A 23,595-nucleotide genomic window follows, 5' to 3' on the forward strand; every position below is an offset into this window, starting at 1 on the left:
ATCTCGCTGGGAATCGTGCTCGGGCTGTCCGTCTCCGGCAACATGGCGATCGGCCTGGTGCCCGGCAGCGGCGTAGGCGGAATCCTCGGCATCATCTTCCCGGCGGCTCGGCGTTAGGTGACAACCCGTGAGCGCTGTGTCCACTGCATCCCCGCCGTCGCCCGGCGGGCCTCCAAGGCCGATGGCAACGGCTGCGGGCACGCTGAGCCGGTCGGTATGCCCTGCCCCGGTTCAGCTTTTGGCTGATCAGCCAGGGTGCCTCCGTGCTCGCGATGTGCGCGACGCTGTATGTGCTCAACGGGTTTCTGATCGGCTGAGCGAACGCCTACGACGTACTGATTGGGGTGTGCGTGGCCACTATCCCTGACTGGCTGGGCCGTGAGCCCCGCCATCATCGGAGCCACGGCTGGCCATGTCATCGCCGAGCAGATCCAAGCCCACCACGCGCCTGCACTGGAGGACGTTCTCGCCGAACTGCGCCGCCTAGCTGAACCGCCCCCGCCCCCTCTTCCGGGAGCGGCTCGTGGTCGTGTTGCATGCCGTGTACAAACAGGGCGTTCTGCCGGATCCCCGCGGCGGCGCGGCGTCCGGCGCGTGCGATCGTCGCACGCGCCGCACGCCGTTCCTTCTCCTGCGGAGATCGGCGTAGGCTCCTGGGCAGGCAGATCAATCGAAGAGGGAGAGGTCGATGGATTCCGCGAGGGCCGCGTAGCCTGCGTCGTTGCCGTGAAGGCAGTCGCCCATGTGCAGGTCGCTGCGGATGCGGGTGGGGTCGGCGGGGTCGCGCCAGACGGCGTCGAAGTCGAGTACGCCGTCGAAGTCGCCGCTCGTGCGGATCCATGTGTTGAGCTGCTCGCGCGCCTTGTTGCCCTCGGGTGAGTACATGTCCGAGCTGCCGTAGGGAGCGACGGTCGCGGCGTAGGCCTTCGAGCCGTGCGCCCGAGTTCGAGCCACTAGCTGGAGGTGGGCTGCGATGATGTCGTCCACGGTGACGGGCGCGCCGGGGAACATCGCGAGGAATCCGGCGGCCTCCTCGGTGCGCGGGGCGAAGGAGAAGACGAGGTCGTTGCCCACTGCGATCACCACGTGGCCGAGGCCCGGCGTGGCGAGTATGTCGCGGTCGAAGCGGGCGAGGGCGGCGGTGCCGATGCCGTCGGCGAGCATGCGGTTGCCGCCGATGCCCTGGTTGACCACGCAGAGCGTCTGTCCGCCGCGGGCGGCCAGGCGTTCGGCGAGCAGGTCGGTCCAGCGTCGATCCGCGCCGGGGGTGGAGCCGATTCCGTCAACGCGAGAGTCACCGATGACGGCGATGGCCTTTGTCGGTGTGCCGGGCTGCACTTCCACGGCCGTGATCAGGGCTTGCGCCGGCAAAGGGGCTGCGTCCGTGGGAAGAGACGCGAGTGCGGTCGCGTCGCCCGGGATGATCCAGCCGAGTGCGTTGAAGGTCCCGTGGCAGGTGCACGTGTCGACTCGGTCGGGTAGGTAGAGGCTGATCGTCAGCCGTGAAAGCGCGGGGGTACGCAGATCGATGGGGTCGCTGAGGATCGGCGCGCCCGCCGGTGCGGTGGTGGTCAGCTTGCCGCTGAAGGTCACCGCTTGATCGCTTCCGTTGTCGGTCCTGCCGTCGGAGTCCGCGATTCCGACACGGGCGGCGCCGATGGTGAGTGGTGTGGTTCCGTACTCGTTACTGATGCGGATGCGGATGGTGTGTCCGCCGCCGCTGACGCGGACGACTTGCCGCAGCGTCGCGTTCTCGAAGGGTTCGATGAAGCTGACGGAGTTGTCCGGTGCCTGTGGTGAGGCACTCCAGGTGCGGACCCATTCGAACGCTTCCGTGTTCGCCCCTTCGGAGCCGGAGGGCTGGGTGATGCCGGCGGTCATGGTCGTTGTCCTTCGGTTGTCGGTATCGCGGCTGGTGTTGGGCTAGGCGGTGCTCTCGGAGTGCGGGGTCAAGCGGCTTTGCCCGTGGTGATGGGGCGTGCGAGTGGTGCGTTCATGGTCTGCCGCTTCCAGATCGATGCTCCGGAGCAGATGAGGCCGATCAGGAGCGTGTGAACGGCGCCGCGTTCGATCAGGCCGATGATGCCGATGGGGGGTCTCGCCCGCGGTGAAGATCATCGCGAGGTAGAGCACCGTTGAAAGCAGACCGATCACGCCTACCGTGATCAGTGCCCTTCCCATTCGCGGAGAGCCGCCGATGTGCCGCCACCCGCGTCCGAGCACGATGGCCAGCGCGCTCCCACCGATGAAGTCGGCGAAGGCCCCCATGCTGTGGAACTGGCCGGTGCCGTTTTCGAGCGCCTCTCCGGATCCGGGAAACAGCGTGAGCGGGACGTCGCCGGCGGCCAGCAGTGTCGCGGGTACGAGTGTTGCCCAACGGCGTCCTCCCGACGGATCGCGCAGCGTGGCGACCCCGGCCAGGATCGTGATCCCGAAAAGGAAGAATCCGGTGTTCATCACCCAGGCAAGGCGCGAGCACATGTACTGCCCGATCAGCGTCGAGGGCCCGTGGACTCCGAGGTTGCTGATGATGGGCTCTTCCGGGGTGGCGCGCGAGTCGATGGTTTCGGTCATGGCCGTTGTCCCTTTCCGCTGGTGGTGCCGGGGTCGGCGCGAGGATCTCCGGAGATCGGCGTGGGCTCGGTTGTGCCAGCGGCGTCGTTCTCCCGGTCAGCGATGACAGCGGCGGCCATTGCGAAATCTGTCGGTGCCGGAGATGTCGCGCGACTGGGCCAGGGCCTCGTAGCGCCAGGAGTTCCGTAACCGTCAGAGCGACGACGAAGGTGGCATGGACGTGATCGAGTCCGCCTTCGCTTCACCCACACTCTTACTATATCGAGACTACTTTTACTGTCAATGTAGGTAGTGTTCGAGGGTAGAGTGAAGTCATGGTGGATGGAGCGGCGGTTGGGCGACGCGAGCGCAAGAAGGCGGCAACGCGGGCGGCGATCCTCGAGGCGGCGACGGCACTCTTCCTCGCGCGCGGCTTCGACGCGGTGACAGTGCGCGAGATCGCGGATGAGGCCGACGTGTCACCCAAGACGGTCTTCACGCACTTCCCCCACAAGGAGGCGCTTGTCTTCAGCGACGAAGGCGAGCGGCACGAACGCCTCATTGCCGCGGTCAGTGGCCGCCTGCCGGGGACCACGATCTCCGACGCGCTGAAGGCCCACTACCTCTCCGAGATCGCCGAGCTCCGATCCGAGCCCCAGCGCCAGATCCTCGCCCTCATGGAGGACACACCGGCCCTGATCGACTACGCGGAGAAGATGTGGTTGCGCCACGAGGATGCCCTGGTCGCGGCGATCACCGAGGAACTCGGGCTGGAAGAACCCAGTGACGAGATCCGCCTCTACGTCCGGTTTGCTTTGCAGATCCAGCTCGTAGCCACCCGCGAGGCCGATCCTGCGCCGACCATCGACGCGGGATTCCGACTCCTCGACAAGGGCTGGGCATCGTACGACGACACCGGAGGGGATGACGCGCAGCCGTGAAGGTTCGCGGAGCAACGTCGTCGCTTCGGCGATGAAGAGCTCGCTGCTCCCATTGGCGGCGCAGTACACGCCCGCGGGCGTGTACTGCCGATCGAGGCGGAGCCGCGGCGAAGGTGATCGTGCCACCTGCCACAACGCCCGTTACTCACTGGCGGGAGCGGCCGAAGCCGCTTCCGCTGAGCGTCCGTCTGGTCACCTCTGTCTCCGACAATTCGACCAACGACTGGACGTCAGGGCGCTGTTCAGGGCCTGGAGATGCTCGGCACTGACGCTGAATACGGTATAGGGCCGGTCGAGTGAGAGGACGCGAAGAGGCGGATGTCTATGAGGCCGTGGACAGTCGCCGCGCTGTGCGGGCGCTTGACAGTCTGTCGTCGAGGCATGTTGGACGCTTCGTCAACTCTGCTTGACGCTCGGAACGCTCGTTCGGGTCAGCTGCCAGGGGTAGGTCGTGCGGTAGCCCTGAACTGGCTTGTCGCTCCTGCGCGGGTGCGTGGACAACTCCCTCGCCGTCCAGGACGCGGAAGACCGTGTCCTCGATCACGAGGGTGACGGTTTTGCCCGCGTGCTGACGGCCGACACGCAGGCGGTGTCCTGCGACCATCGTGACCCCGTCGAGCGGGACCTTCCGCTCGGCCCGGGGAGCCTGGGACGGTGGCGGCGGAAGCCGTGTCGTGACGACCCGGGCGCCAGCCAGGCGGGAGCAGCGGGCGCTCGGCCTCCGCCAGCGTGGCCGCGGGCACGTCGGCGAGCAGGTAGGGGGCCTTGGCGTGTGAGTGGTCGCGCAGCGACATGATCAGCAGCTTGGGGGAGAGCGGCTTGCCGGTGTTCCAGGCGGGGCACTGCGACTGGCAGCGGCCGCATTCGGTGCAGGTGGAGAAGTCGAGGATGCCCTGCCAGGAGAAGTGCTCGATCTGCGAGACGCCGAACTGGGCGTCCTCGTCTGGGTCCTCGAAGTCGATCGGCTTGCCGTCGGACGTCATCGGCTGGAGCGCGCCGAGCGCGACCTCGCCGGCCGCGTTGCGCTTGAACCAGATGTTGGGGAAGGCCAGGAAGCGGTGCCAGGCCACACCCATGTTGGTGTTGAGCGAGACGACGATCAGGCAGCATCCAGTCAGCCTTGAACGGCTGGCCAAACGCCTGCCTGATGCCCAAGCGGTTCATGCGCGTGTGACCGAGGAACTCCCGCACCAGCGTCACGCTGCGTTGCCAGGGGTTGTCGGTCCGGCTGTCGGCGGGAACGGGCTGGCCGTGAAATACCGGACGAACTGGCCGATGGAGCGTGCGAGCAGCGCTACGCCGGCCACGGTCAGAACCAGCGACACGATGATCGCGGCGAGTTGAATCACAGGGGTTACACCTTCCAGCATTCACTCCCACTCCCGCTTCCCCATGCCCGGCCCAGGCTGGACTGCCGAGGCTGTTCAATTGAAGTGGGCCGTTGCTCCGCCCGTCCAAGAGCCAGTCAGGTCAGCTTTTGCGGGTCTTGGTCTCCGCGGTGAGCTGGGGGACGACGTCGAACAGGTCGCCGACGACGCCGAAGTCGACGAGCTCGAAGATCGGGGCCTCGGAGTCTTTGTTGACCGCGGCGATGGTCTTGGAGGTTTGCATGCCGGCGCGGTGCTGGATGGCACCGGAGATACCGTTGGCGATGTACAGCTGCGGGGAGACGGTTTTGCCGGTCTGGCCGACCTGGTTGGAGTGCGGGTACCAGCCCGCGTCCACTGCTGCCCGGGAGGCGCCGACCGCCGCACCGAGTGCGTCAGCCAGCTCTTCGACCACGGAGAACGACTCCGCGGAGCCGACGCCGCGGCCGCCGGATACCACGATCGCGGCCTCGGTCAGCTCCGGACGTCCCGAAGACTCCCGGGGGGTGCGCGAGACCACCTTGGTGCCCTTGGCCGCGTCGGAGAAGGCGATGATGACGTTCTCCACTGTCCCCGCGGCCTGGGCGGGCTGCGGGCTGGTCGCGTTCGCCTTCACCGTGATGACCGGGATCCCCTGCGACACCGTGGAGTCCACTGTGAACGAGGCGGCGAACACCGACTGTGTCGCCACCGGGCCGTTCTCGCCCGGCTTGACATCCACCGAGTCGGTGATGATGCCCGAGTCGATGCGCAGTGCGAGGCGGGCGGCGATCTCCTTGCCCTCGCCGGAGGAGGTGAGCAGCACAGCTGTCGGGGACGCGGCCCTGGCAATCTGCTCCAGGCCATCGACCTTCGGCACGACCAGGTAGTCGGCGAACTCGGCCGCGTCAGCGGCGTAGACCTTGACGGCGCCGTACTCGCCCAGCTCAGCGGCGATGGCCACGACGGCATCGCCGGCGCCGAGCACGACGGCGGATGGCTCGCCCAAGCGGCGAGCCAGGGTCAGCAGCTCCAGAGTCGGCTTCCGGACTGCGCCGTCCACGTGGGCGACCAGAACCAGGATCTCACTCATCGTCACAATCTCCTGCAAGACGTAGGTTGGTCGACTCAGATGAACTTCCGCGTCGCCAGGAACTCCGCGAGTTGCTTGCCGCCCGCGCCCTCGTCCCTCACGATCGTGCCCGCGGTACGCGCAGGGCGGGCGGAGATGGACTCGACCTGAGTCCACGCTCCTCCCAGGCCGACCTCGATGGCTTCGATGCCCAGATCGTCCAGGTCCAGGCTGTCGACCGGCTTCTTCTTCGCCGCCATGATCCCCTTGAAGGACGGGTAACGCGCCTCACCCGACTGGTCGGTGACCGAGACCACAGCCGGAAGCCGTGCCTCCAACTGCTCGGTGGCGGCGTCCCCTTCCCGGCGGCCCTTGACCGTGGTGCCCTCCACGGTCACCTCCGACACCAGCGTCACCTGCGGCACGCCCAGCCGCTCGGCCAGCAGCGCCGGCACCACGCCCATGGTTCCGTCCGTCGAGGCCATGCCGGAGACAACCAGGTCGTAACCGGTACGTTCGATGGCCTTGGCCAAGATGGCGGAGGTGCCGATGGCGTCCGTGCCGTGGATGTCCTCGTCGTTCACGTGTACGGCCTTGTCCGCACCCATCGACAACGCTTTCCGCAGCGCGTCCATCGCGTCGTCCGGCCCCACGGTCACCACCGCCACTTCGGCATCCGCATGCGACTCGGCGATCCGCAGCGCCTGCTCCACCGCGTACTCGTCGAGCTCCGACAGCAGCCCGTCCACCGACTCCCGGTCGGTGGACGTGTCCTCCGTGAACCGTCGATCTCCGGTTGCATCGGGAACGTACTTCACAGTGACAACGATCCTGAGACCCATAGCTATTGCCTTGGTGGTAGGGGGTGATTTCGGAACCGCACTGGGGTTGATCGGCGCATCTTGGGAGGTGTCCGGGGTGCGGGTCAGGCCATGGCGGCAGCCACGCGGTCAGATGTGCGCATATCGGTCTTGCTCATCAGGGTGATGAGGTCGAAGGCCACCGTGGCGGCCGCGACACAGGTGATCTCGGCGTGGTCGTACGCCGGTGCGGTCTCCACGACGTCGGCCCCGATGAGGTTGAGACCGTCGAGCCGACGAAGCAGATGCAGCAGCTCGCGGCTGGTGAACCCGCCCATCTCCGGCGTCCCCGTGCCCGGCGCGAACGCGGGGTCGAGCACGTCGATGTCGATCGAGAGGTAGACCGGGGTATCACCGACCCGCTGCCGCACGATATCGACAGCTCCGTCGATGCCGAGGACATCGAGGTCCCCGGCCCGGATGACCCTGAAGCCGAACGACGCGTCGTCGGTGAGGTCGAGCTGGTCGTAGATGGGACCGCGGATGCCGACGTGGATCGACTTGTCCTCGACGAGCAGGCCCTCCTCGAACGCGCGGCGGAACACCGTGCCGTGGGTGATCGGAGCCTTGAAGTAGGTGTCCCACGTGTCGAGGTGTGCGTCGAAGTGGATCAGAGCGATCGGGCCGTGCTTGTCCCGTGCCGCGCGCAGCATCGGCAGCGCGACGGTATGGTCACCGCCGAGCGTGACCAGGCGCCGGTCACTCCGGCCGACGACCTCGCGGGCCAACCCCTCGATCTGGCCCATCGCATCGTCGATGGAGTACGGCGTGCACGGCACGTCACCGGCATCCACGACCTGGACCGCCTCCAGCGGGGCCGTATCGAGCTCGACGTGGAACCGCGGTCGCAGGTGTCGGGACGCCTGCCGGATGCCCATCGGCCCGAACCGGGCTCCCGGCCGGTACGACGTACCGCCGTCGAAGGGGACGCCGAGCACCGCGATGTCGTAGTCGGGCACGGCCTCGATGGAAGGGATCCGGGCGAAGGTGCCGGGACCGGCGAAGCGCGGGACCGTGGTGGCTTCGAGAGCACCGATCGGCTTGTGGTCGCTCATGGGGTGACTCCGATCAAGATGGGGGCAAGCAGCGAGGGGAGCCGGGTCAGATGCCCGGCGCACAGATGTGCTCAGGCTCTGGTCTCGCCGTGGACGAGCGCGGGGATCTCCTCGACGGTCACGGCCGCCCGCTGCCGGGCCACGGCCCTTACCGTGAAGTAGTACAACGGCGAGACGACGAGCAGGCCGGCTATGAAGGAGACGTCGGTGTTGCCCAGTGCCTTGGCGATCGGGCCGGTGTAAGCGGTCCCGATGATCATGAACGGGATCTGCACGGCGACACCGACCAGGTAGCAGAGCACCGCCGGCCAGTTCACCCGGCCGTAGCTGCCGCCATCGCGTTTGTAGAAGTCCTCGACGACGTAGTCACCGTGGCGCACCAGGTAGAAGTCGACCAGATTGACCGCGGTCCACGGCACCAGGGAGCCGAGCAGCAGGGTGAGAAAGCCGTTGTACGTGGCGACGAAGCCGCTTCCGGAGCTGAGAGCAACGGCGAGCGCGATCGTACACAGTCCGGCCGCGACGAGCGTACGCTCGCGGCTGCGAGCTGTGACGTGCGGCAGGAAGGTCTGCACGATCGTGATCGTGCACAGGGTGGCGCAGTACAGGTTCATCGCGTTCGTCGCGGCGACTCCGATGCTGAAGACGCCCACGACCAGCAGGCTGATCCCGGCGGTTGCCTTGGTCAAGGCGGGGATGGTGTCCATACCCGGCAGGAGCAGCCCGATGCCCGCGCCCAGGAACATGGGCAGGATCGAGCCGATGCTGCTGCCCCAGTAGCTCATCCAGAACGCCGGCCTGGAGCCGGTCTTGGCCGGCATATAACGGGAGTAGTCCGACACATACGGTGCGTAAGCGAGCTGCCAGACCGCGGACGCCGACACGGTGCTCGCAAACCCGGGCAGGGTGGCCCCACCCGTACCGAAGAAGGTGTGCGGCACCGGGTGGACGACAAACACCCAGATGAACGCCAGTAGCAGGACGGCACCCGAGAGGTAGGTCATGATCCGCGCATAGGCGTGGATCAGACTGTAGCCCCAGATCGTGGCCGCGATGCTGGCCGCGGCCAGCAGTACGATGCCGGCCTTGCTGCTGAAGTGCGGAACCGCCGACGCCAGCGACTGTCCTCCGAAGACCAGGATCGAGACGAAGAACCCGAGGTACATACAGACCACGATCACAACGATCAGCAGTGCACCCCAGGAGCCGAACTGACCCTTGGTCTGGATCATCTGAGGGACCCCGAGCCGCGGGCCCTGGGCGGAGTGCAGCGCCATGAAGATCGCGCCCAAGAGGTTCCCGACGATGATCCCCAGCGCGGCCGACCAGGCCGGTTGGCCGTACAGCGTGGTGGCAAGTCCCCCGGTGACAATGGAAAGGACCATGATGTTCGTGCCGAACCAGATGGTGAACATATCCCGGTTCGTGCCATGCCGCTGGTCGAGGGGGATGGGCTGGATCGTCGCCGACTCGATAGTGGAGGTGGAATCGCGCCGCCCGGCCAGTTGCTCACTCATGCCTGCTCCGCCTCGTCGGCGCTTCGAGCCCGGTTGAACATGACATGCTTGGTCCGTGAGTAGTCATCGAGCGCATACGCCGACAGGTCGCGCCCGTAGCCGGAGGACTTGAACCCGCCCCACGGCATTTCGGTGGCGAACGCGAGGTGGTCGTTGACCCATACGGTGCCGAAGTCCAGCCGGCCGGGCAGATCCGCGGCACGACGAGCGTCCTCGGTCCAGACCGAGGCGGACAGCCCGTAGGCAGTGCTGTTGGCCGCCTCGACCGCGGCATCCTCATCCGTGAAGGTCTCCACCGTGACCACCGGCCCGAAGATCTCCTCACGGGTGGACTCGGCACCGTCCGGAAGGTCCACCAGCACCGTCGGAAGCACGAAATAACCGTCGTCTTCCGGGGCCCTCCCGCCCGTCGCCGCCCGCGCTCCTTCCGCGAAGGCACGGTCGAGGAAGCCGAGCACGCTGTCACGATGGGTCTTCGAGACAAGCGGCCCCATCTCGATGTGGTCCCCGGCCGCCGGGTCGCCCACGACCAGCGACTCCACCCTGGGCACAAGACGCTTCAGCAGTTCGCCGTGGACGGACTGCTCCACGAGGATCCGGCAGGCCGCGCCACAGTCCTGGCCCGAGTTGCCGAAGCCGGCGACCCGGATGCCGTCGGCGACCGCGTCCAGATCGGCGTCCGCGAACACCATGACCGGTGCCTTACCGCCGAGCTCGAGGTGCACGCGCTTGAGCGTGGCCGCGGCCGCGCCGGCCACCGCCTGTCCGCTCCGCACGCTGCCCGTCACCGACACCAGGGCGACGTCCGGGTGAGTCGCGAGCGCCTCGCCGACCACCGATCCGGCACCGGTGACGACGTTGAGCACCCCTGCGGGGAACACCTCGGCCAGAAGGTCGGCCATGCGCAGGGCGGTCAGCGGTGTCTGATCCGACGGCTTCAATACGCATGTGTTGCCGGCCGCCAGGATCGGCCCGATCTTCCATGCCGCCGTGAGCAGCGGGTAGTTCCACGGCGTAATCGCGGCCACTACCCCGACCGGCTCCCGCACGATCATCGATGTGCGGCCGGTGACGTACTCTCCGGCGCTCAGACTCAGCTGCGCCCGGACCGCGCCGGCCATGAACCGGAGCGTGTCGATCGTCCCGGCGACATCGTCGCGGGCCAGCGGCATCGGTTTGCCGGTGTTGACCGACTCCAGGTGCGCCAGCTCCTCGGCGTTGGCCTCCAGCACCGCCGCGGCCTCGAGCAGCACATTGGCGCGGTCTTTCGGCGTCCGCTGCCGCCAGCCGGGCAGCGCCGCCTTGGCAGCGGCCACCGCCCTGTCGACATCGGCCGGCGTGCCGCACAGGGCCTGTGCGATCGGCTGTCCCGTCGCCGGGTTGAACACCGGTTGCGTCTCCGTCCCGGTGCCCTCCCATCCGGCACCGTTGACGAAGTGGGGCAGCACCGCGGTCTCCCCACCGATCGGCGCCAGGCCGTCTCCCAGAGGAACCACCGGGATCTGCGTTTGCGCCTCGATCATCTTGAATACCTTCGTTCCTGTTCACGGGTTCGCGGGTTCACGGGTTCGCGACCGGTCGCGCCCACCTCGGACACGACCGGTCCAATTGCTCAACGGATCACGAAGCCGCGATCGACGACCGTGGCCAACATGTCGATGTAGGAGTTGACGTCGTCGTGGGCCGTGCGCGGTGGGGGGTCGTAGGCGAGCGCGGCCTTCGTCCGGGGGCTCAGGAAATAGGCTCCGGCGGTCAGTAGGGTGAGGGCCTGGAACTGCTCGGGCTGCTGTACAGAGAGCGCGTCCAGAGCGGCTTCCGGGTCCTTGCCCGTGCACCAGGCGACCGCCTCGGCGAACGGTTCGGCCAGATCCGGCCGGTAGCCGAGAACCTGGTCGAGCAGCGCGTCCGGCGTACCCGCGGCGGTGGCCGAGGGCATCGGATCGGACCCGGGAATCAGTACGTCGGCGAGTGCGGCGAAGGTGCGTCGCTGGTCGGGATCGAGCATCACGGTGTCCTCAGTCGGCGGTGGTCTGGTTGTGGCGGTTGTCGGCGAGATGGCGCATCGACCGCAGCGCGACCGCCATGATGGTCGCGGTCGGGTTGACGCCGGTCGAGGTGACGAACACGCTCCCGTCGATGACGAAGAGGTTTGGCACGTCGTGCGCGCGGCCGTACTCGTCGACGACGGACGTGGCGGGATCGGGGCCCATGCGCGCGGTGCCCAGGAGGTGCCAGCCGCTTTCCCGGACGACGGGGATGGGGTGCACCGAGGTCGCGCCTGCGGCCAGGTGGGCCTCGGTCGCCCGGTCGACATGGAACTTGAGCATGCGTTCGGTGTTCTCGCCGATGGTGTAGCGAATCTTGGGCACCGGGATGCCGTCGGAATCTGTGACGCCTGGGTCGAGGACGACCTCGTTGTGGTCCTCGGGCAGGTCCTCGGTGGTGATTCCCCACTCGGTGTACCGGCCGAAGGTTGTGCGCAACCGCGTGTGGAAGGCGGGGCCGAAGGCGTCGCGCCAGTCCTCGCCCGGCTCCCACAAGGTGTGGGTGAGCGGGCCGCCGGTCGGCATCAGGTTCCATTTCGCCCCGCGCACGAACCCGCGATCGGAGTCGGTCTCATAGAACTGCATCGACTGCAGTGCCTGCCCGGTCGGGCCGAGCCAGGTCTCGAGCTCGTCCTCGTAGGTCCCGTACACCGAGGCGTAGGGATGTATCATCAGCCGCTTGCCGACCAGCCCCGAGGAGTTCGCCAGACCGTCGGGGAACTGCGCGGAGGTCGAGTTGAGCAGCAGTCGCGGGGTGCCGATCCCGTTGGCGGCCAGCACGGTCACACCTGCGGCCTGGTGGCGTACGACCCCTGTGCGGTCGACATACTCGGCGCCGGTCACCAGACCCCGGTTGTCGACCGTGAGCTGCCGCACCCGGGCCCCGGTCACCAGCACGGCACCAGCGGCGATCGCGTCGCGCCAGTGCGTGAAGTCGGTGCTCGCCTTGGCTCCGGTCGGACATCCCGACTCGCAGGCGCCGTACCGCAGGCACGCGGGCCGGTTCTTGAACTTACGCGACGCGATGGCGTTCGGAGCGGGCCACCAGTGCCAGCCGAGCTTGTCCAGGCCCTTCGCCACGGTGAGGCCATACTTGCCGATCGGCATCGGCGGCAGCGGGAACGTGTGCGGGTCCGGGTACGCCGGGTCGCCGTCGAGTCCGGACGCGCCGATGTGGTGAGTGACCTCGTCGTAGAACGGCCGCAGGTCCTCGTAGCCGAACGGCCAGTCGTCCGCGACGCCGTCGAGCGTCCGAACCCGGAAGTCGGAGGGCAGCGCCCGGACCCAATGCCCGGAGAACATGATGGTGCTGCCACCCACACCGTTGAACATCAACGGCTCGATCGGGCTCTCCTTGGTGTCGACCGGGTAGTCGCTCTCCCGCCCGCGCACATTGGGGCTGGGGTTCCACTGCTTGAGACGGGTCAGCTCCCACTCCGGCTTGCCGCCCGTGAAGTCATCGGGCAGAGCCCAGCCGCCCTGCTCCAGGCAGACCACACGAAACCCGCGGCCGGCCAATTCCAGGGCCGCCACCCCACCGGAGGCGCCGGCCCCCACGATGAGCACATCCGCATCCCCGTGACCATGCTGCGTGTTCACCAGTAACTCTCCCGCTCGCTCGGTCCGCCATGGGCACGTTCGCACCCACGTCGATGGACGTTCCGGTCCGGTCGACTCTCCGGTCCTTACCGGACCGGGGGATCGAATGACCCGCACCCAGAATGCTTCGGCCCACCCACACCGACACCAGGTTCATTCGCCACAAGCGAGACCCTCCACTTTGAGCAAATGCACAACCGGTCATATCCCGGCAGGCATCGCGCTCGGCATGGTCGGGTTCCGCCGACCGCTCCCATGGCAGTCGCTTACACCCCTGCTGACCAGGTTCGACGGTCGGCGCGGGTGCGGTCGTCCCCTCGATTGTGCAGACGCACAAGAACTTTTGTGCGTACATGGTACGGTTGCACGATGGCGATCACGATCGCGGATCTGCTGGAGATGCCACATCTGCGGCTGCACTTGCACTCCGGCACGGACGGGCTCGATCGCGAGGTCTCGTGGACCCACACATCCGACCTGCCCGAGCCCTGGCGGTGGCTCGCCGGCGGTGAGCTCCTGATGACCAACGGCATGTCGTTTCCCGCCGACGGCGCCGGGCAGCGGGCCCTCATCGAACGGCTGGTCGACGTCGGCGCAAGCGGTTTGGCGATCGGGGTGCGGATGTACTGCCCGCCACTCACCGACGAGCTTGCCAAGGCGAGTGAGCAGCTGGGGTTCAGCGTCCTGACCATCCAATTTCCCCTGCCGTTCGTCGCGATCTCCCGCGCCGTCGCGGTCGCCAACCTCCTTGAGCAGTCCGATCGGCTGATCCGCACGGAGCGGATCTACCACGCCATGCGGCAGACGCTGACAAGTCACCGGGAATCCTCGGCGCTCTCGCACGCGCTCTCCCCGCAACTGGGCTGCGAGGTCCACGTCTGCCACCGCGGGTCGGCGCAGCCCTGGTACCCGCAAGACCCGCGCCTCGACCCCACACTCACCGCCGCGCTGCGCCGATCCACGTCCGATTCCTCAGATCTGCGAGCGGGGGCCTTCGCGGTCCCACTCGAGGACGGACGCGAGATGAGGCTGATGGACATCCCGACGCAGTCGAACGCGATCCTCGTGCTCGTTTCGGATGGGCGCAACGTGCTCGATGCCATACTCATGCAGCACGCGGTGACCGTGATCGCTCTGGAGCTGTCCCAGTCGTTGATCAGCATCGAGCACCGTCGTCGGCTGGGTGCCGAGGTGCTTGCGCAGCTGATGGAGGGGCGGCTCGACGAGCGCGGCGGCCGTCGTCATCTGAAGGGCCTCGGCCTGAACGTCGCCAAGGCGACCCTCGTTGCGATCACCTCCGATGCCATCGCGGAACTGCGGGAGTTCCACCTCACGCTATGGCGCAACGGCATACCCCATCTCGTGGTGCACCGGTCAGGTGTGCTCTATGTGCTCTGCGTCGATGGCGACACGGTCCATGCACTGATCCGCTCGAGCCTCGACGGCGAAGCCCTGGTAGGGATCAGTGGCCCGATCCGGACCGTCGAACGGGTTCCGGAAGCCTTGCGTGAGGCAAGCTGGGCCGCCCGTGCGGCGACTTCGGTCACCCCGCGCACCGTCCGGTACGGCGACGCGACGCCGTTGCTGGGCGTCGCGGGGATCGACGACGCCGCCGTCCTGGTGACGCGCGTGCTGGGCGCACTCATGGAATACGAGCGGGTGCACGAGACAGAGCTGTTGCGGACCCTTGAGGCATTCCTCGACAACCAGCGCTCCTGGCAGAAGACCGCCGATGCGCTCCATGTGCACCGACAGACCGTCCTGTACCGGATTCGCAAGGTCGAGGCGATTACCGGGCATAACGTGAACAATACGCGTGATATCGCCGAGCTTTGGCTGGCTGTGCAGGCTCGCGCACTTCTTGGACCCTGACCTGAGTGCAGACTGCATGGCGGTCACGGCAAGCTTATCGAGGCCCGGTTCCGCGAGCCCACGGCCTTGCAGTGATCGCCGACATGCCCGCACTCCCAGCCGTGGCGACGGCGGCCAGGACGGCTGCCGTCGCCACGGATGTCCTGGCCGATCAGTCCTTTTCGGCAGTGGCGATCCGGCCGGCGTAGCGCTGTGTCCAGGTGGTGTCGGTGTTGACGGTAACGACCACGTCGTAGTAGCCGTCCTGAGTCGGCCACATGACGATCTTCCTCTCGCCGCGGGCCACCGTGACGTTCTGGGTACGGCCGAGGAAGTCATGAGCGGTGAGCGTGTACTCCACCGGCTTGGTGCCGTCGTTGTGCAACGTGAACTTCACCTGAGCCTTGTGCTTGGTGTCCTCGCTCTTCAGCAGGTCGACCTCGACGCGCGGGAGGCCACCGTCCCGCTTTCCGGCGGGCGCGACCTGGCCGGCGAAGGAGCGCACAAAGCCGTCGTTGGAGTAGATCGAGAACGCGTACTTGCCGTCGGTGGTCCTGGCATCCCAGGTGTAGTCGCGCGGCTTGCTCGCGGTGATGGTGAACGGCGTGCTGGAGAACGCCTGGTACTTGTCGGGGAAGACCTGGAAGCTCAAGGCTTTGTCCTCCGGGCCGCCGGTCAGGGTCATCCTGGCGGTGACCGTCCCCGACGCGCGGTCCTCCGAGATCGTCGTGTGCGGATGGAAGCTCAGCGGACGCGCTTTCATGTGGTCGGCGGCGATCGACACCGACTGCTCGGCGAGCGGGTCTGTGAAGGTGGCCGGCCCCAGTCGCGGGTGGGCGAAGTCCAGGGCGCTGGTCAGGTCACCTGCGATCGAGCGCCGCCAGTCGCTGATGTTGGGGCAACGGAACGGCTTGCCGAGCTGGGCCGCCCAGATCTCGAGGAACTTGATCGTCGAGGTGTGGTCGAAGACTTCCGAGGCGACGTACCCGCCGCGGGTCCATGGTGAGACCAGCAGCATTGGCACTCGTGGACCGAAGCCGAGCGGGTAGTCGCCGACGTACTCGCCCGCTGTGCCCGGCTCCGGCCACGGCGGCAGCACGTGGTCGAACTTCCCGTCGTTCTCGTCGTAGTTGAGGATGAAGAGGGTGTGATTCCAGATATCGGGGTTGCTCTGCAGGATGTCGAGCACCTTCTTGACGTAGCGCTCGCCGTGCAGGGTGTCCGCGTCCGGGTGCTCGGACCAGCCGTACGGCGCCACGATCCAGGAGACTGCCGGCAGCGGGTGTTCCGCGCCCGGCCGGCAGGCGTCATGGAGGTTTTTGAGGACCGCGTCGAGGTTCTCGTCGGAGTCGTCGTTCGGTGAGGTCATGCCGGAGTAGTACGTGGCGTTGCCTCGCCAGATCAGCCCAGTGCCGGCCCGCAGCTTCGGGTCGTCGGCACTCAGCCCCTCCGGGTCGAACCCCTTGAAGTACTTCAGCTCGTTGTCGCCGTAGTCGCCGACCCAGGTGCTGATGTAACCCTGTCGCCCGTTGCCGCTGTTGTCGGAGTAGAGGCGCCAGTCGATGCCGACCTGCTGGAGCTGCTCGGCCACCGTGATCCAGGCACGGGAGTAGTTGGACTCATCGGTGTTGCCCGTCTCGCTGTTGGCGGTACCGCTCCACAGGTACTTTCGGTTGGGGTCGGTCGGCCCGAACTCGGAGCAGAAGTTCTGGTCGGCGATGGTGTACTGGGCGGCGATCGAATGGTAGAAGCCCATATAGGCGTCGCTGTGGTAGTTCATGCAGCTGGCGCCGTTGTGCTGAACCCACAGATCCCACTTGCGATGGTCGATGTCGCCCCAGGCTCCGTGGTCGTTGCCCCAGGTGCCGTCGTCGGCCTTCGGGGTGACGATGTTGCCGTTGCGGTCCTTCTGCTGGAAGACGGTGGTGCCGTCCTGGAACCGCAGCGCCTGCTTGTCGTTGAAGCCGCGTACGCCGGGGAACGTGCCGAAGTAGTGGTCGAGGGACCGGTTCTCCTGCATCAGGATCACGACATGCTTCAGGTCGGACATGTTGCCCTTGAAGCCCTTTGGCAAGGCGTACCCGGGCTTCGAGGCGGCGTACACGCTGCCCGCCCCGGCGGTCCCGCCGAGCACCAGCGTCCCGGCGGTCACCCCCGCGCCCTGGAGGAACCGACGGCGGGTGGTGCCGGTCGTCATCTCGGGTCTGTCGCCGAGCTCGGACTCGGGCTCGGGCTCAGGGGTGATCGGATCGGGGGCCATGGAAGCTCCTCACATGGGCATGTATAGCCGGGGATGGGCGCCGAAGCTCGCTCATCGAAGCGAGTGCACACCAATTCTGTATGAACTCCGGCTAAGCGGTGATCAGCAGGACATCGACGGCGGGATTGTCAATTCCGGTCCGTACCTGGCACTACTTCCTCTGGAGCCTCGTCCCAGTCTCCAGGCGTCCACGAGCAAGGGAAAGCTTCACGACTGAGGCGGCATGCCTGTTAGGGTCTTGCCGCCATGAACGGGTAGCGGTGATGCGCCAGGGTGATGGGGGCGGAGATGCGTCGCAGCGGGTCTGCTGGGGCCGGGTTGGTTGTGGTGTTGCTGCTGATGACCGGGTGCGGAGGAGGCGGCAGGAGCGAGACCGGCCCCTCGGTGACGACAGCGCTGGCCAAGGGGGTGAACACGGGCTGCGGCCACTACCTGAAGCCGGAAACGGTCGCTGCGGCGCTCGGCGACAACGAGTTCGCCGACGTCAACGGGCATTTCCAGGGCGGCAAGGGGTCGTGCCTGGTCAATATCTCGGTCAGGGCGGCGGGCGGCGGTACGAGCGGGCCGCCCCACACCTTCGCGAAACTCTCGCTGGAAATCCTGGACGAGGAGGATCCCGCCCAGATGGCCGAGTACGTCGGCGGGAAGTGTCACGCCACGTCGGCCGACGGAGTCACCGAGACCTTCAAGGGGCCCAAGGGGGCGTGCGGCACCTACCGGGCCGACCCTCCCGAGGAGTTCCTGGCGGGCGGCAGGGTTGAAGCCTACGCGGGCGAGGGCAGGAAGCTGATCACAGTCACCGTGGACGGAGTCGACGGCACGCTGAAGCAGGACCGCAAGCACGCCCTCCAACTGCTGGCCGATGACCGCGCCAAAATCTCCGGAAAGTGAAGCACGGAGCTCAGTGCGCGTAGCGGGGACATGAACCCTCGGGACTCGCTGCCCCAGAAGCTGGCGTAAGTGGCTCGCCTTTGACGTAGGTATGGGCACCGTCCGGGCGGGCCGCCCGGATGCTTTTGAGCGCGGCGAGGCGGTGATCGGCGCCCTTGCGGGGCGGGTTGACACTCCAGAGCGTGTCGTTGTCGACGGAGTGGCAGTCGTGGATGTAGCGCACTCCGTATCCGGGGCACAGGGCTGTGCGTATCCGCCAGAGCGCAGTGGCGGCCCCGCGGGCGAAGGGGATCGCCCTGCTCCCCGAGGCCGCCGAGTTGCCGCAGTCCTGTCGCGACCTGTACGAGCGGGCGCGGGTGCTCGTCGGCCGCGTCCGGTCAGATCAATCGGGAGATCGCCGCCTGCTGTTCGTCACGGCGAGCACGGTGGAGCGGCACCTCACGAACGTCTTCCGTAAGCTCGACGTCAAGGGCCGCAAGCAGTTGCCCCGGATCTGGTCGACCAGGCTGACCTGGAGTAAGCCCAGGGCACCGGACCGCGCCGCCGACGTACGCGTGACGCGGTCCGGACGCCGGTCAGGTGGCCGCGCCCCAGGTGACCCGCAGTTCGACCGGGCTGAACTGGCCGTGGTGCTCGTTCATCGGCACCTCACCGGCGAGCCGTACGTCCGGGAAGCGCTCGAACAGGCGTAGTACGGCGACCTTGATCAGCAGCCGGGCGAGGTGCTGGCCCGGGCACTTGTGGATGCCGTGCCCGAACGCGAGATGCTGTTCCGGCTTGCGGGTGATATCGAACGTGTTCGGCTCGTCGAAGACGCCCGAATCGCGGTTGGCCGAGGAGTACAACGGGATGACGTTGTCGCCCGCCTTGATCGTCTGGCCGTGCAACTCGACGTCCTCGACGCAGATCCGCGGGATGCCCAGGGTGTTGAGCGGCAGGAACCGCAGCATCTCCTCGACCGCGCCGTCGATCAGATCCGGGTTCGCCCGTAGGGCCGCCTGCTGCTCGGGATGGGCCAGTAGCGCGTACAAGCAGTAGCCGACCATCTGCTGCACCGAGCCGTGGCCGGCCAGCAGGAGCACGGCGAACACACCGGTCGCCTCGCCCTCGCTGAGCAGGATCTCGTCGTCGCCTGCCTCGGCCAGCCGGTGCAGCAGCCGGTCGCCCGGCTGGTCGCGCTTCGCGCGTACCAAAGACAGAGCGTGAGCGAAGAACTCACCCAGCACCCGTGCCGAGGCCTCCAGGTCGGCGTTGTCGGCGGTGGCGCCGACGACGGCCTCCATCTTGGCCTCGAGCGCGGCGCCCTCCTCGTCGGTGAGGCCGTAGAGGTCGTTGATGACCTGGGACGGCAGGCGTCGGGCGTAGCCGGGGATCAGGTCGGTGCCGGGTCCGGCCGCCTCGATGTCGTCGAGGCAGGCGTCGGCCAGCCGGACGACGATCTCCTCCTGTTTGCGGGCCGCTCGGAGGGTGAAGTCGCGGGCGATCTTCTGCCGGTAGCGGTTGTGCTCGGGTGAGTCCATGCCGGAGAACCAGCCGGGGCGTTCGTCAGGCATGATCCCGGCCGCCGCCGCCGAGCTGAACCGGGGGTCGTTGGTGACCAGCTTGACGTCCTCGGCCGAGCCCAGCAGCCAGTGCTTGACGCCGAAGAGGTCGTACGAGCCGATCACGCCGCTGTCCAGCAGCGCGCGCTGCCCCTGCTCGAGGTCGAACGGGCAGCGGTCGGTGGGTTTGCTCTCTTGCTGAACCTCGGTGCTCATCAGTGGTCCTCCAGGTAAGCGGGGTCAGGCGGCCGGGCCCCAGGTGACCTGTAGCTCGGTCGGGCTGAACAGGCCCGTGGGGTTCATCGGCACGTCGCCGGCCAGGCGTATGTCCGGGAAACGCTCGAACAGACGCTGCGCCGCGACCTTGATCAGCACGCGGGCGAGGTGCTGGCCGGGACACTTGTGGATGCCGTGCCCGAACGCGAGGTGCTGCTCGGGCCGGCGGGTGACGTCGAAGGTGTCCGGCTCGTCGAACGCGTCGGGATCCCGGTTGGACGTGGAGTACAGCGGGATGACATTGTCACCGGCCTTGATGGTCTGCCCGTGCAGCTCGACGTCCTCGACACAGACCCGCGGGACGCCCAGCGGGTTGAGCGGCAGATAGCGCAGCATCTCCTCGACCGCGCCGTCGATCAGATCCGGGTTCGCCCGTAGGGCCGCCTGCTGCTCGGGATGGGCCAGTAGCGCGTACAAGCAGTAGCCGACCATCTGCTGCACCGAGTCGTGCCCGGCGAACAGCAGCACGGCGAACACACCGGTCGCCTCTTCCTCGCTGAGCAGGACCTCGTCGTCGCCGGCCTCGGCCAGCCGGTGCAGCAGCCGGTCGCCCTGCTGGTCCCGCTTGAGGCGGACCAGCGACACCGCGTGCGTGAAGAACTCGTTGCTCAGCGTCTTGATGGCGGCCATGTCGGTGGCGCCGACGACGGCCCGCATGCTGGCCTCGAGCGCGGCGCCCTCCTCCTTGCTCAGGCCGTAGACCTCGTTGATGACCTCGGAGGGCAGGCGCTTGGCATAGCCGGGGATCAGGTCGGTGCCGGGTCCGGCCGTCTCGATGTCGTCGAGGCAGGCATTCGCCACCCGGATCGCGATCTCCTCCTGCTTGCGGGCCGCTCGGAGGGTGAAGTCGCGGGCGATCTTCTGCCGGTAGCGGTTGTGCTCCGGCGAATCCATGCCGGAGAACCAGCCCGGGCGGTCGATGGGCAGCACCTCGGACGGCACGGCCGAGCTGAACCGGGGGTCGTTGGTGACCAGCTTGACGTCCTCGGCCGAGGTCACCAGCCAGTGCTTGACGCCGTAGAGGTCGTACGAGCCGATGACGCCGCTCTCCAGCAGCGCGCGCTGCTCGTCCTGGATCGCGAACGGGCAGCGGCCGACGGGGGTGGTCTCTTGTTGAACCTCGGTGCTCATCGGCGGTCCTCCAGATGTGGGCGGGCAGGTGCGGTCACGCCACCACTCCCTCGATCTCGACCAGGAGGTCGGTGCGTGCGATGTCGGTGTGCAGCACGGCCACCCTGGCCTCGCGGGAAAACCGCTCGGCGCAGATCCGGCGCACGGCCCGAACGTCCTCGCGGTGTCGTACGTAGACCTTCAGGTGGTCGACGTCGGCCAGCGTGTACCCCCGCCGAAGCCCGTGCCGCCGCAGGTTCTCGGCACTGATCACCTGGGCGATGTTCTCCAACGCCACCTCGCACTGCCGGGCGACGTCCCCGTGGTGCACGGTCTCGTGGCCGCGGATGCCGGCGGTCGCCGAGACGTAGAGCCGGCCGTCGTCCGATCCGGGCGGCGCGAGCCAGGTGGCGCGGGCGAAGATCGGCGGGCGGGGCCCGTACTGCCGTGGGTAGCGGTGAGCCGTCAGCACGGCGGGGTTCTCCAGGTTGACCCGCTCACCGGCGCGGGCGGCGAGGAAGTAGCAGGCGATGCCGCCGCCGTGGGTGCCGATGCCGGTTGCCGCCGGCATGCCGGCCGGTTCGACCCCGCGGGCGTCCAGCGCTTCGGCGCGGCCTACACAGAAGTCGCGGTAGACCTCCAGGCCGTCGGCGTTCAGCGTGTTGATGCCGCTGACGTAGTTCCAGGTCCGGGCCAGCCGGGGGTGTCCCAGCTCGCCGATGAGGTCGAAGATCCCGGTGTAGAGGGCCGCGGTGCCGTCCGCGTACCGGTCTCCCTCCGGAACCCGGGCGACGCCGAAGAGATAGTCGGCCGTTCGGGCCCAGGCGATGCCGCCGTGGCTGCCCGACTCCTTCGGACCGTCCAACCGCCAAACCTCGGCGAACGACTCGCTCTCGTCGGTGGTCGTGTGCACCGCGGTGTGCGGGCGGCCGTCGATCAGGGCCACCCCGCTGTGCCCGGTGCGGTGCTCGATGACACCGAGCACCGTCTCGTCGTCGGCGAGGTCGGGCGACGCGACCTTCTCGAAGGAGCAGTGCGGCGTGGCCGATCGTCTCGACCGCCTTCGCGGTCCTGGGATACGCACCAGCACAGCGAAATATGTGCGCGCCACTCCCCGCAACCCCCTAGAACGGGCGCCGATAATCGCCGGGCGATTCAGGGGGATCATCGGGGGGTTATGGTCGCCGACCGGCTGCTAGCGTTCCCATTATTTGGGCGTGAGTCCCCGATAAATGCGTTTCGTGAATGGTTATTGCCATGGGAGAGGGAACACGTGCAAACCAGGATTCTGTGCCAGCGCGACATCAAGCGGATCCTCTCGGTAGTCGGCCGCGATGTCCTGATGGACCGGCTGATCAGCGAGTTGCACAGGGCCTTCGCGCGGCTGGGCCGCGGTGAGGTCGGCGGGCCGCCACCGCGCACCGGATTCACCCGCGACGGCAACGTTCCCGGCGTCATCGAATTCATGCCCCATCGCGCGCCGGGTGCGGGCGTGACGATGAAGACGGTCAGTTACAGCCCGCAGAATCCCGAACGTCTGCACGTGCCGACAATCGTCGGAACACTGACGCGATTCGACGACGACAGCGGCAGCCTGGTCGCGCTGGCTGACGCCGGAGCCATCACCGCCATGCGGACCGGCGCGGTCGCCGCCATCGCCACCCGGCTGTTCGCCCGGCCCGGCAGCACCACCCTCGCCCTGGTCGGCGCCGGCGCCCAGGCGGTCACCCAGGCGCACGCGCTCAGCCGGATCCTTCCGCTTGAGCGCATCCTGGTCAGCGACATCAAGCCCGAGCACGCGGCGTCGTTCGCGGGCCGGGCCGGCTTCCTCGGCCTGCCCGTCGAGGTCACCGACGCGGCGACCGCGACCGCCTCGGCGGACGTCCTCTGCACGGTGACGTCGGTGCCGGCCGGTGGGGGACCGGTGGTCCCGGCGGCGCCGCGCCTACAGCACCTGCACGTCAACGCGGTCGGTGCGGACGAGCCGGGCAAATTCGAGCTGCCCCGGGCGCTGCTGGACGAGGCGTTCATCTGCGTCGACCACCCCGGGCAGGCACGGGCCGAGGGCGAGTTCCAGCAGCTGCCCGACCGGGAGCTCGGCCCGTCCCTGGCCGAGCTGTGCGCGGCGCCCGAAACCGCCGTCGCGCACCGGGAAAACCTGAGCGTTCTCGACTCGACCGGCAGCGCGTTCGCCGACCACATCGCGTTCGACGTACTGCTCGGCTTCGCCGACGAACTCGGCCTCGGTCAGAAGATGGCCATCGAGTCCACTCCCGAGGACGTCCTCGATCCGTACTCGTTGCAGGGCTGAGGTTCACCGCCGTGGGAGCGTGCGCCGTTTGGCGGCGGCCCGGGCGAGCCGGTCCAACACGCCGACGGTGGTGTCCCGGCCTCTGCAGGCGTCGGTGACCGACTGCCCGTAGACCAGGTCGCCGGCCGGCCGGTCGGCCGCGTCCTTCAAAAGAGAGGGCGTACTCGGCGGCGGGCGGGGTCGTGCACCGAGCAGGCGCCGACGACGACCAGCAGGCGGGAGTCGTGGCCGTGGAGCACGTCCTCGACCTGACGGCGGCTGTCGAGGACCGTGTCGTGCGGCTCGGCGGTGAGCGGCAGTTCGTGGTGCGGCAACCCGCAGTTCGTGGTGCGGCAACGCGGGGCTCATCAGCGGCACGACGGCCCCG

General features: G+C 67.8%; 19 protein-coding genes and 2 pseudogenes. 5 read left to right on the plus strand and 16 right to left on the minus strand.

Going from position 1 to position 23,595, the window contains the following annotated elements; translation table 11 throughout:
• Window positions 1–339: 339 nt before the first annotated feature.
• Window positions 340–432 (plus strand): annotated as a pseudogene (locus JK364_RS58360) (DUF6313 family protein); the annotation flags it as partial.
• A 234-nt stretch (window positions 433–666) separates the two neighbouring features.
• On the opposite strand, the gene JK364_RS51830 reads toward JK364_RS58360, so the two are convergent.
• Together JK364_RS51830 and JK364_RS51835 are read right to left on the minus strand one after the other, a co-directional pair.
• Window positions 667–1,881, minus strand: coding sequence for an SGNH/GDSL hydrolase family protein (locus tag JK364_RS51830; RefSeq protein WP_201858454.1), 1,215 nt, complete (start codon window positions 1,879–1,881; stop codon window positions 667–669).
• A gap of 42 nt (window positions 1,882–1,923) precedes the next feature.
• Window positions 1,924–2,574: a DUF998 domain-containing protein gene (locus JK364_RS51835; protein WP_230993858.1), complete on the minus strand. Its 651-nt coding sequence runs from the start codon at window positions 2,572–2,574 to the stop codon at window positions 1,924–1,926.
• Between the two features lie 314 nt (window positions 2,575–2,888).
• Here JK364_RS51835 and JK364_RS51840 point away from each other — a divergent pair, with 314 nt between their 5' ends.
• Window positions 2,889–3,494, plus strand: a complete 606-nt coding sequence (locus JK364_RS51840; protein ID WP_201858455.1) for a TetR/AcrR family transcriptional regulator — start codon at window positions 2,889–2,891, stop codon at window positions 3,492–3,494.
• Window positions 3,495–4,195: 701 nt separating this feature from the next.
• Here JK364_RS51840 and JK364_RS51845 read toward each other — a convergent pair.
• The 8 genes and pseudogenes from JK364_RS51845 to JK364_RS51880 all read right to left on the minus strand — a co-directional run.
• Window positions 4,196–4,840, minus strand: a pseudogene (locus JK364_RS51845) (Fe-S oxidoreductase); the annotation flags it as partial.
• Window positions 4,841–4,964: 124 nt separating this feature from the next.
• Window positions 4,965–5,933, minus strand: a complete 969-nt coding sequence (locus tag JK364_RS51850) for an electron transfer flavoprotein subunit alpha/FixB family protein (protein ID WP_201858456.1) — start codon at window positions 5,931–5,933, stop codon at window positions 4,965–4,967.
• Window positions 5,934–5,968: 35 nt separating this feature from the next.
• Entirely contained in the window at window positions 5,969–6,754 is a 786-nt protein-coding gene (locus tag JK364_RS51855) for an electron transfer flavoprotein subunit beta/FixA family protein (protein WP_201858457.1), read from the minus strand.
• An 83-nt stretch (window positions 6,755–6,837) separates the two neighbouring features.
• The gene (gene speB, locus JK364_RS51860; RefSeq protein WP_201858458.1) at window positions 6,838–7,827 is read right to left on the minus strand and encodes an agmatinase; all 990 of its coding nucleotides are present in this window, start codon (window positions 7,825–7,827) and stop codon (window positions 6,838–6,840) included.
• 71 nt (window positions 7,828–7,898) lie between these two features.
• On the minus strand, window positions 7,899–9,344 hold the full coding sequence (locus tag JK364_RS51865) for a purine-cytosine permease family protein (RefSeq protein ID WP_201858459.1): 1,446 nt from the start codon (window positions 9,342–9,344) through the stop codon (window positions 7,899–7,901).
• On the minus strand, window positions 9,341–10,867 hold the full coding sequence (locus JK364_RS51870; RefSeq protein WP_201858460.1) for an aminobutyraldehyde dehydrogenase: 1,527 nt from the start codon (window positions 10,865–10,867) through the stop codon (window positions 9,341–9,343). Before JK364_RS51870 ends, JK364_RS51865 begins: the two co-directional genes overlap by 4 nt.
• A gap of 89 nt (window positions 10,868–10,956) precedes the next feature.
• Window positions 10,957–11,349 (minus strand): gluconate 2-dehydrogenase subunit 3 family protein, encoded by a 393-nt coding sequence (locus JK364_RS51875; RefSeq protein ID WP_201858461.1) that lies wholly within the window; start codon window positions 11,347–11,349, stop codon window positions 10,957–10,959.
• A 10-nt stretch (window positions 11,350–11,359) separates the two neighbouring features.
• Window positions 11,360–12,988 (minus strand): GMC family oxidoreductase, encoded by a 1,629-nt coding sequence (locus JK364_RS51880; protein WP_307841690.1) that lies wholly within the window; start codon window positions 12,986–12,988, stop codon window positions 11,360–11,362.
• A gap of 369 nt (window positions 12,989–13,357) precedes the next feature.
• Here JK364_RS51880 and JK364_RS51885 point away from each other — a divergent pair, with 369 nt between their 5' ends.
• Window positions 13,358–14,860, plus strand: coding sequence for a PucR family transcriptional regulator (locus tag JK364_RS51885; RefSeq protein WP_201858462.1), 1,503 nt, complete (start codon window positions 13,358–13,360; stop codon window positions 14,858–14,860).
• 151 nt (window positions 14,861–15,011) lie between these two features.
• On the opposite strand, the gene JK364_RS51890 is transcribed toward JK364_RS51885, so the two are convergent.
• Window positions 15,012–17,099 carry an alkaline phosphatase family protein gene (locus JK364_RS51890; protein WP_201858463.1) on the minus strand — a complete coding sequence of 696 codons (2,088 nt, stop codon included), beginning with the start codon at window positions 17,097–17,099 and terminating at the stop codon, window positions 15,012–15,014.
• Window positions 17,100–17,438: 339 nt separating this feature from the next.
• Here JK364_RS51890 and JK364_RS51895 point away from each other — a divergent pair, with 339 nt between their 5' ends.
• Entirely contained in the window at window positions 17,439–17,990 is a 552-nt protein-coding gene (locus JK364_RS51895) for a hypothetical protein (RefSeq protein ID WP_201858464.1), read from the plus strand.
• 575 nt (window positions 17,991–18,565) lie between these two features.
• On the opposite strand, the gene JK364_RS51900 is transcribed toward JK364_RS51895, so the two are convergent.
• From JK364_RS51900 to JK364_RS51910, 3 genes are read right to left on the minus strand one after another with little or no spacing between them, the layout of a single operon-like run.
• Complete coding sequence (locus JK364_RS51900; protein ID WP_201858465.1) at window positions 18,566–19,747, minus strand: C9 hydroxylase cytochrome P450; 1,182 nt, start codon at window positions 19,745–19,747, stop codon at window positions 18,566–18,568.
• 24 nt (window positions 19,748–19,771) lie between these two features.
• Window positions 19,772–20,938 carry a C9 hydroxylase cytochrome P450 gene (locus JK364_RS51905; protein WP_201858466.1) on the minus strand — a complete coding sequence of 389 codons (1,167 nt, stop codon included), beginning with the start codon at window positions 20,936–20,938 and terminating at the stop codon, window positions 19,772–19,774.
• 34 nt (window positions 20,939–20,972) lie between these two features.
• Window positions 20,973–22,001: an FkbO/Hyg5 family chorismatase gene (locus JK364_RS51910; RefSeq protein ID WP_307841691.1), complete on the minus strand. Its 1,029-nt coding sequence runs from the start codon at window positions 21,999–22,001 to the stop codon at window positions 20,973–20,975.
• 189 nt (window positions 22,002–22,190) lie between these two features.
• Between JK364_RS51910 and JK364_RS51915 the strand changes: the two genes are divergently transcribed.
• Window positions 22,191–23,228 carry an ornithine cyclodeaminase family protein gene (locus tag JK364_RS51915; RefSeq protein WP_201858468.1) on the plus strand — a complete coding sequence of 346 codons (1,038 nt, stop codon included), beginning with the start codon at window positions 22,191–22,193 and terminating at the stop codon, window positions 23,226–23,228.
• A 3-nt stretch (window positions 23,229–23,231) separates the two neighbouring features.
• On the opposite strand, the gene JK364_RS51920 is transcribed toward JK364_RS51915, so the two are convergent.
• Both JK364_RS51920 and JK364_RS51925 read right to left on the minus strand, forming a co-directional pair.
• A complete protein-coding gene (locus JK364_RS51920; protein WP_201858469.1) occupies window positions 23,232–23,378 on the minus strand; it encodes a hypothetical protein in 147 nt (48 codons plus the stop codon).
• Window positions 23,375–23,542, minus strand: a complete 168-nt coding sequence (locus JK364_RS51925; RefSeq protein ID WP_201858472.1) for a hypothetical protein — start codon at window positions 23,540–23,542, stop codon at window positions 23,375–23,377. Before JK364_RS51925 ends, JK364_RS51920 begins: the two co-directional genes overlap by 4 nt.
• Window positions 23,543–23,595: the final 53 nt, after the last annotated feature.

It is taken from the genome of Streptomyces endocoffeicus, assembly GCF_016741935.1.
GTDB classification, from domain to species: Bacteria; Actinomycetota; Actinomycetes; order Streptomycetales; family Streptomycetaceae; genus Streptomyces; species Streptomyces endocoffeicus.

Excerpts from the sequence above, each read along its gene's own strand:
- JK364_RS51830 (WP_201858454.1), bottom strand. The coding sequence starts at position 1,881 with ATGACCGCCGGCATCACCCAGCCCTCCGGCTCCGAAGGGGCGAACACG.
- JK364_RS51835 (WP_230993858.1), bottom strand. The coding sequence starts at position 2,574 with ATGACCGAAACCATCGACTCGCGCGCCACCCCGGAAGAGCCCATCATC.
- JK364_RS51840 (WP_201858455.1), top strand. The coding sequence starts at position 2,889 with ATGGTGGATGGAGCGGCGGTTGGGCGACGCGAGCGCAAGAAGGCGGCA.
- JK364_RS51850 (WP_201858456.1), bottom strand. The coding sequence starts at position 5,933 with ATGAGTGAGATCCTGGTTCTGGTCGCCCACGTGGACGGCGCAGTCCGG.
- JK364_RS51855 (WP_201858457.1), bottom strand. The coding sequence starts at position 6,754 with ATGGGTCTCAGGATCGTTGTCACTGTGAAGTACGTTCCCGATGCAACC.
- speB (WP_201858458.1), bottom strand. The coding sequence starts at position 7,827 with ATGAGCGACCACAAGCCGATCGGTGCTCTCGAAGCCACCACGGTCCCG.
- JK364_RS51865 (WP_201858459.1), bottom strand. The coding sequence starts at position 9,344 with ATGAGTGAGCAACTGGCCGGGCGGCGCGATTCCACCTCCACTATCGAG.
- JK364_RS51870 (WP_201858460.1), bottom strand. The coding sequence starts at position 10,867 with ATGATCGAGGCGCAAACGCAGATCCCGGTGGTTCCTCTGGGAGACGGC.
- JK364_RS51875 (WP_201858461.1), bottom strand. The coding sequence starts at position 11,349 with ATGCTCGATCCCGACCAGCGACGCACCTTCGCCGCACTCGCCGACGTA.
- JK364_RS51885 (WP_201858462.1), top strand. The coding sequence starts at position 13,358 with ATGGCGATCACGATCGCGGATCTGCTGGAGATGCCACATCTGCGGCTG.
- JK364_RS51890 (WP_201858463.1), bottom strand. The coding sequence starts at position 17,099 with ATGGCCCCCGATCCGATCACCCCTGAGCCCGAGCCCGAGTCCGAGCTC.
- JK364_RS51895 (WP_201858464.1), top strand. The coding sequence starts at position 17,439 with ATGACCGGGTGCGGAGGAGGCGGCAGGAGCGAGACCGGCCCCTCGGTG.
- JK364_RS51900 (WP_201858465.1), bottom strand. The coding sequence starts at position 19,747 with ATGAGCACCGAGGTTCAGCAAGAGAGCAAACCCACCGACCGCTGCCCG.
- JK364_RS51905 (WP_201858466.1), bottom strand. The coding sequence starts at position 20,938 with ATGAGCACCGAGGTTCAACAAGAGACCACCCCCGTCGGCCGCTGCCCG.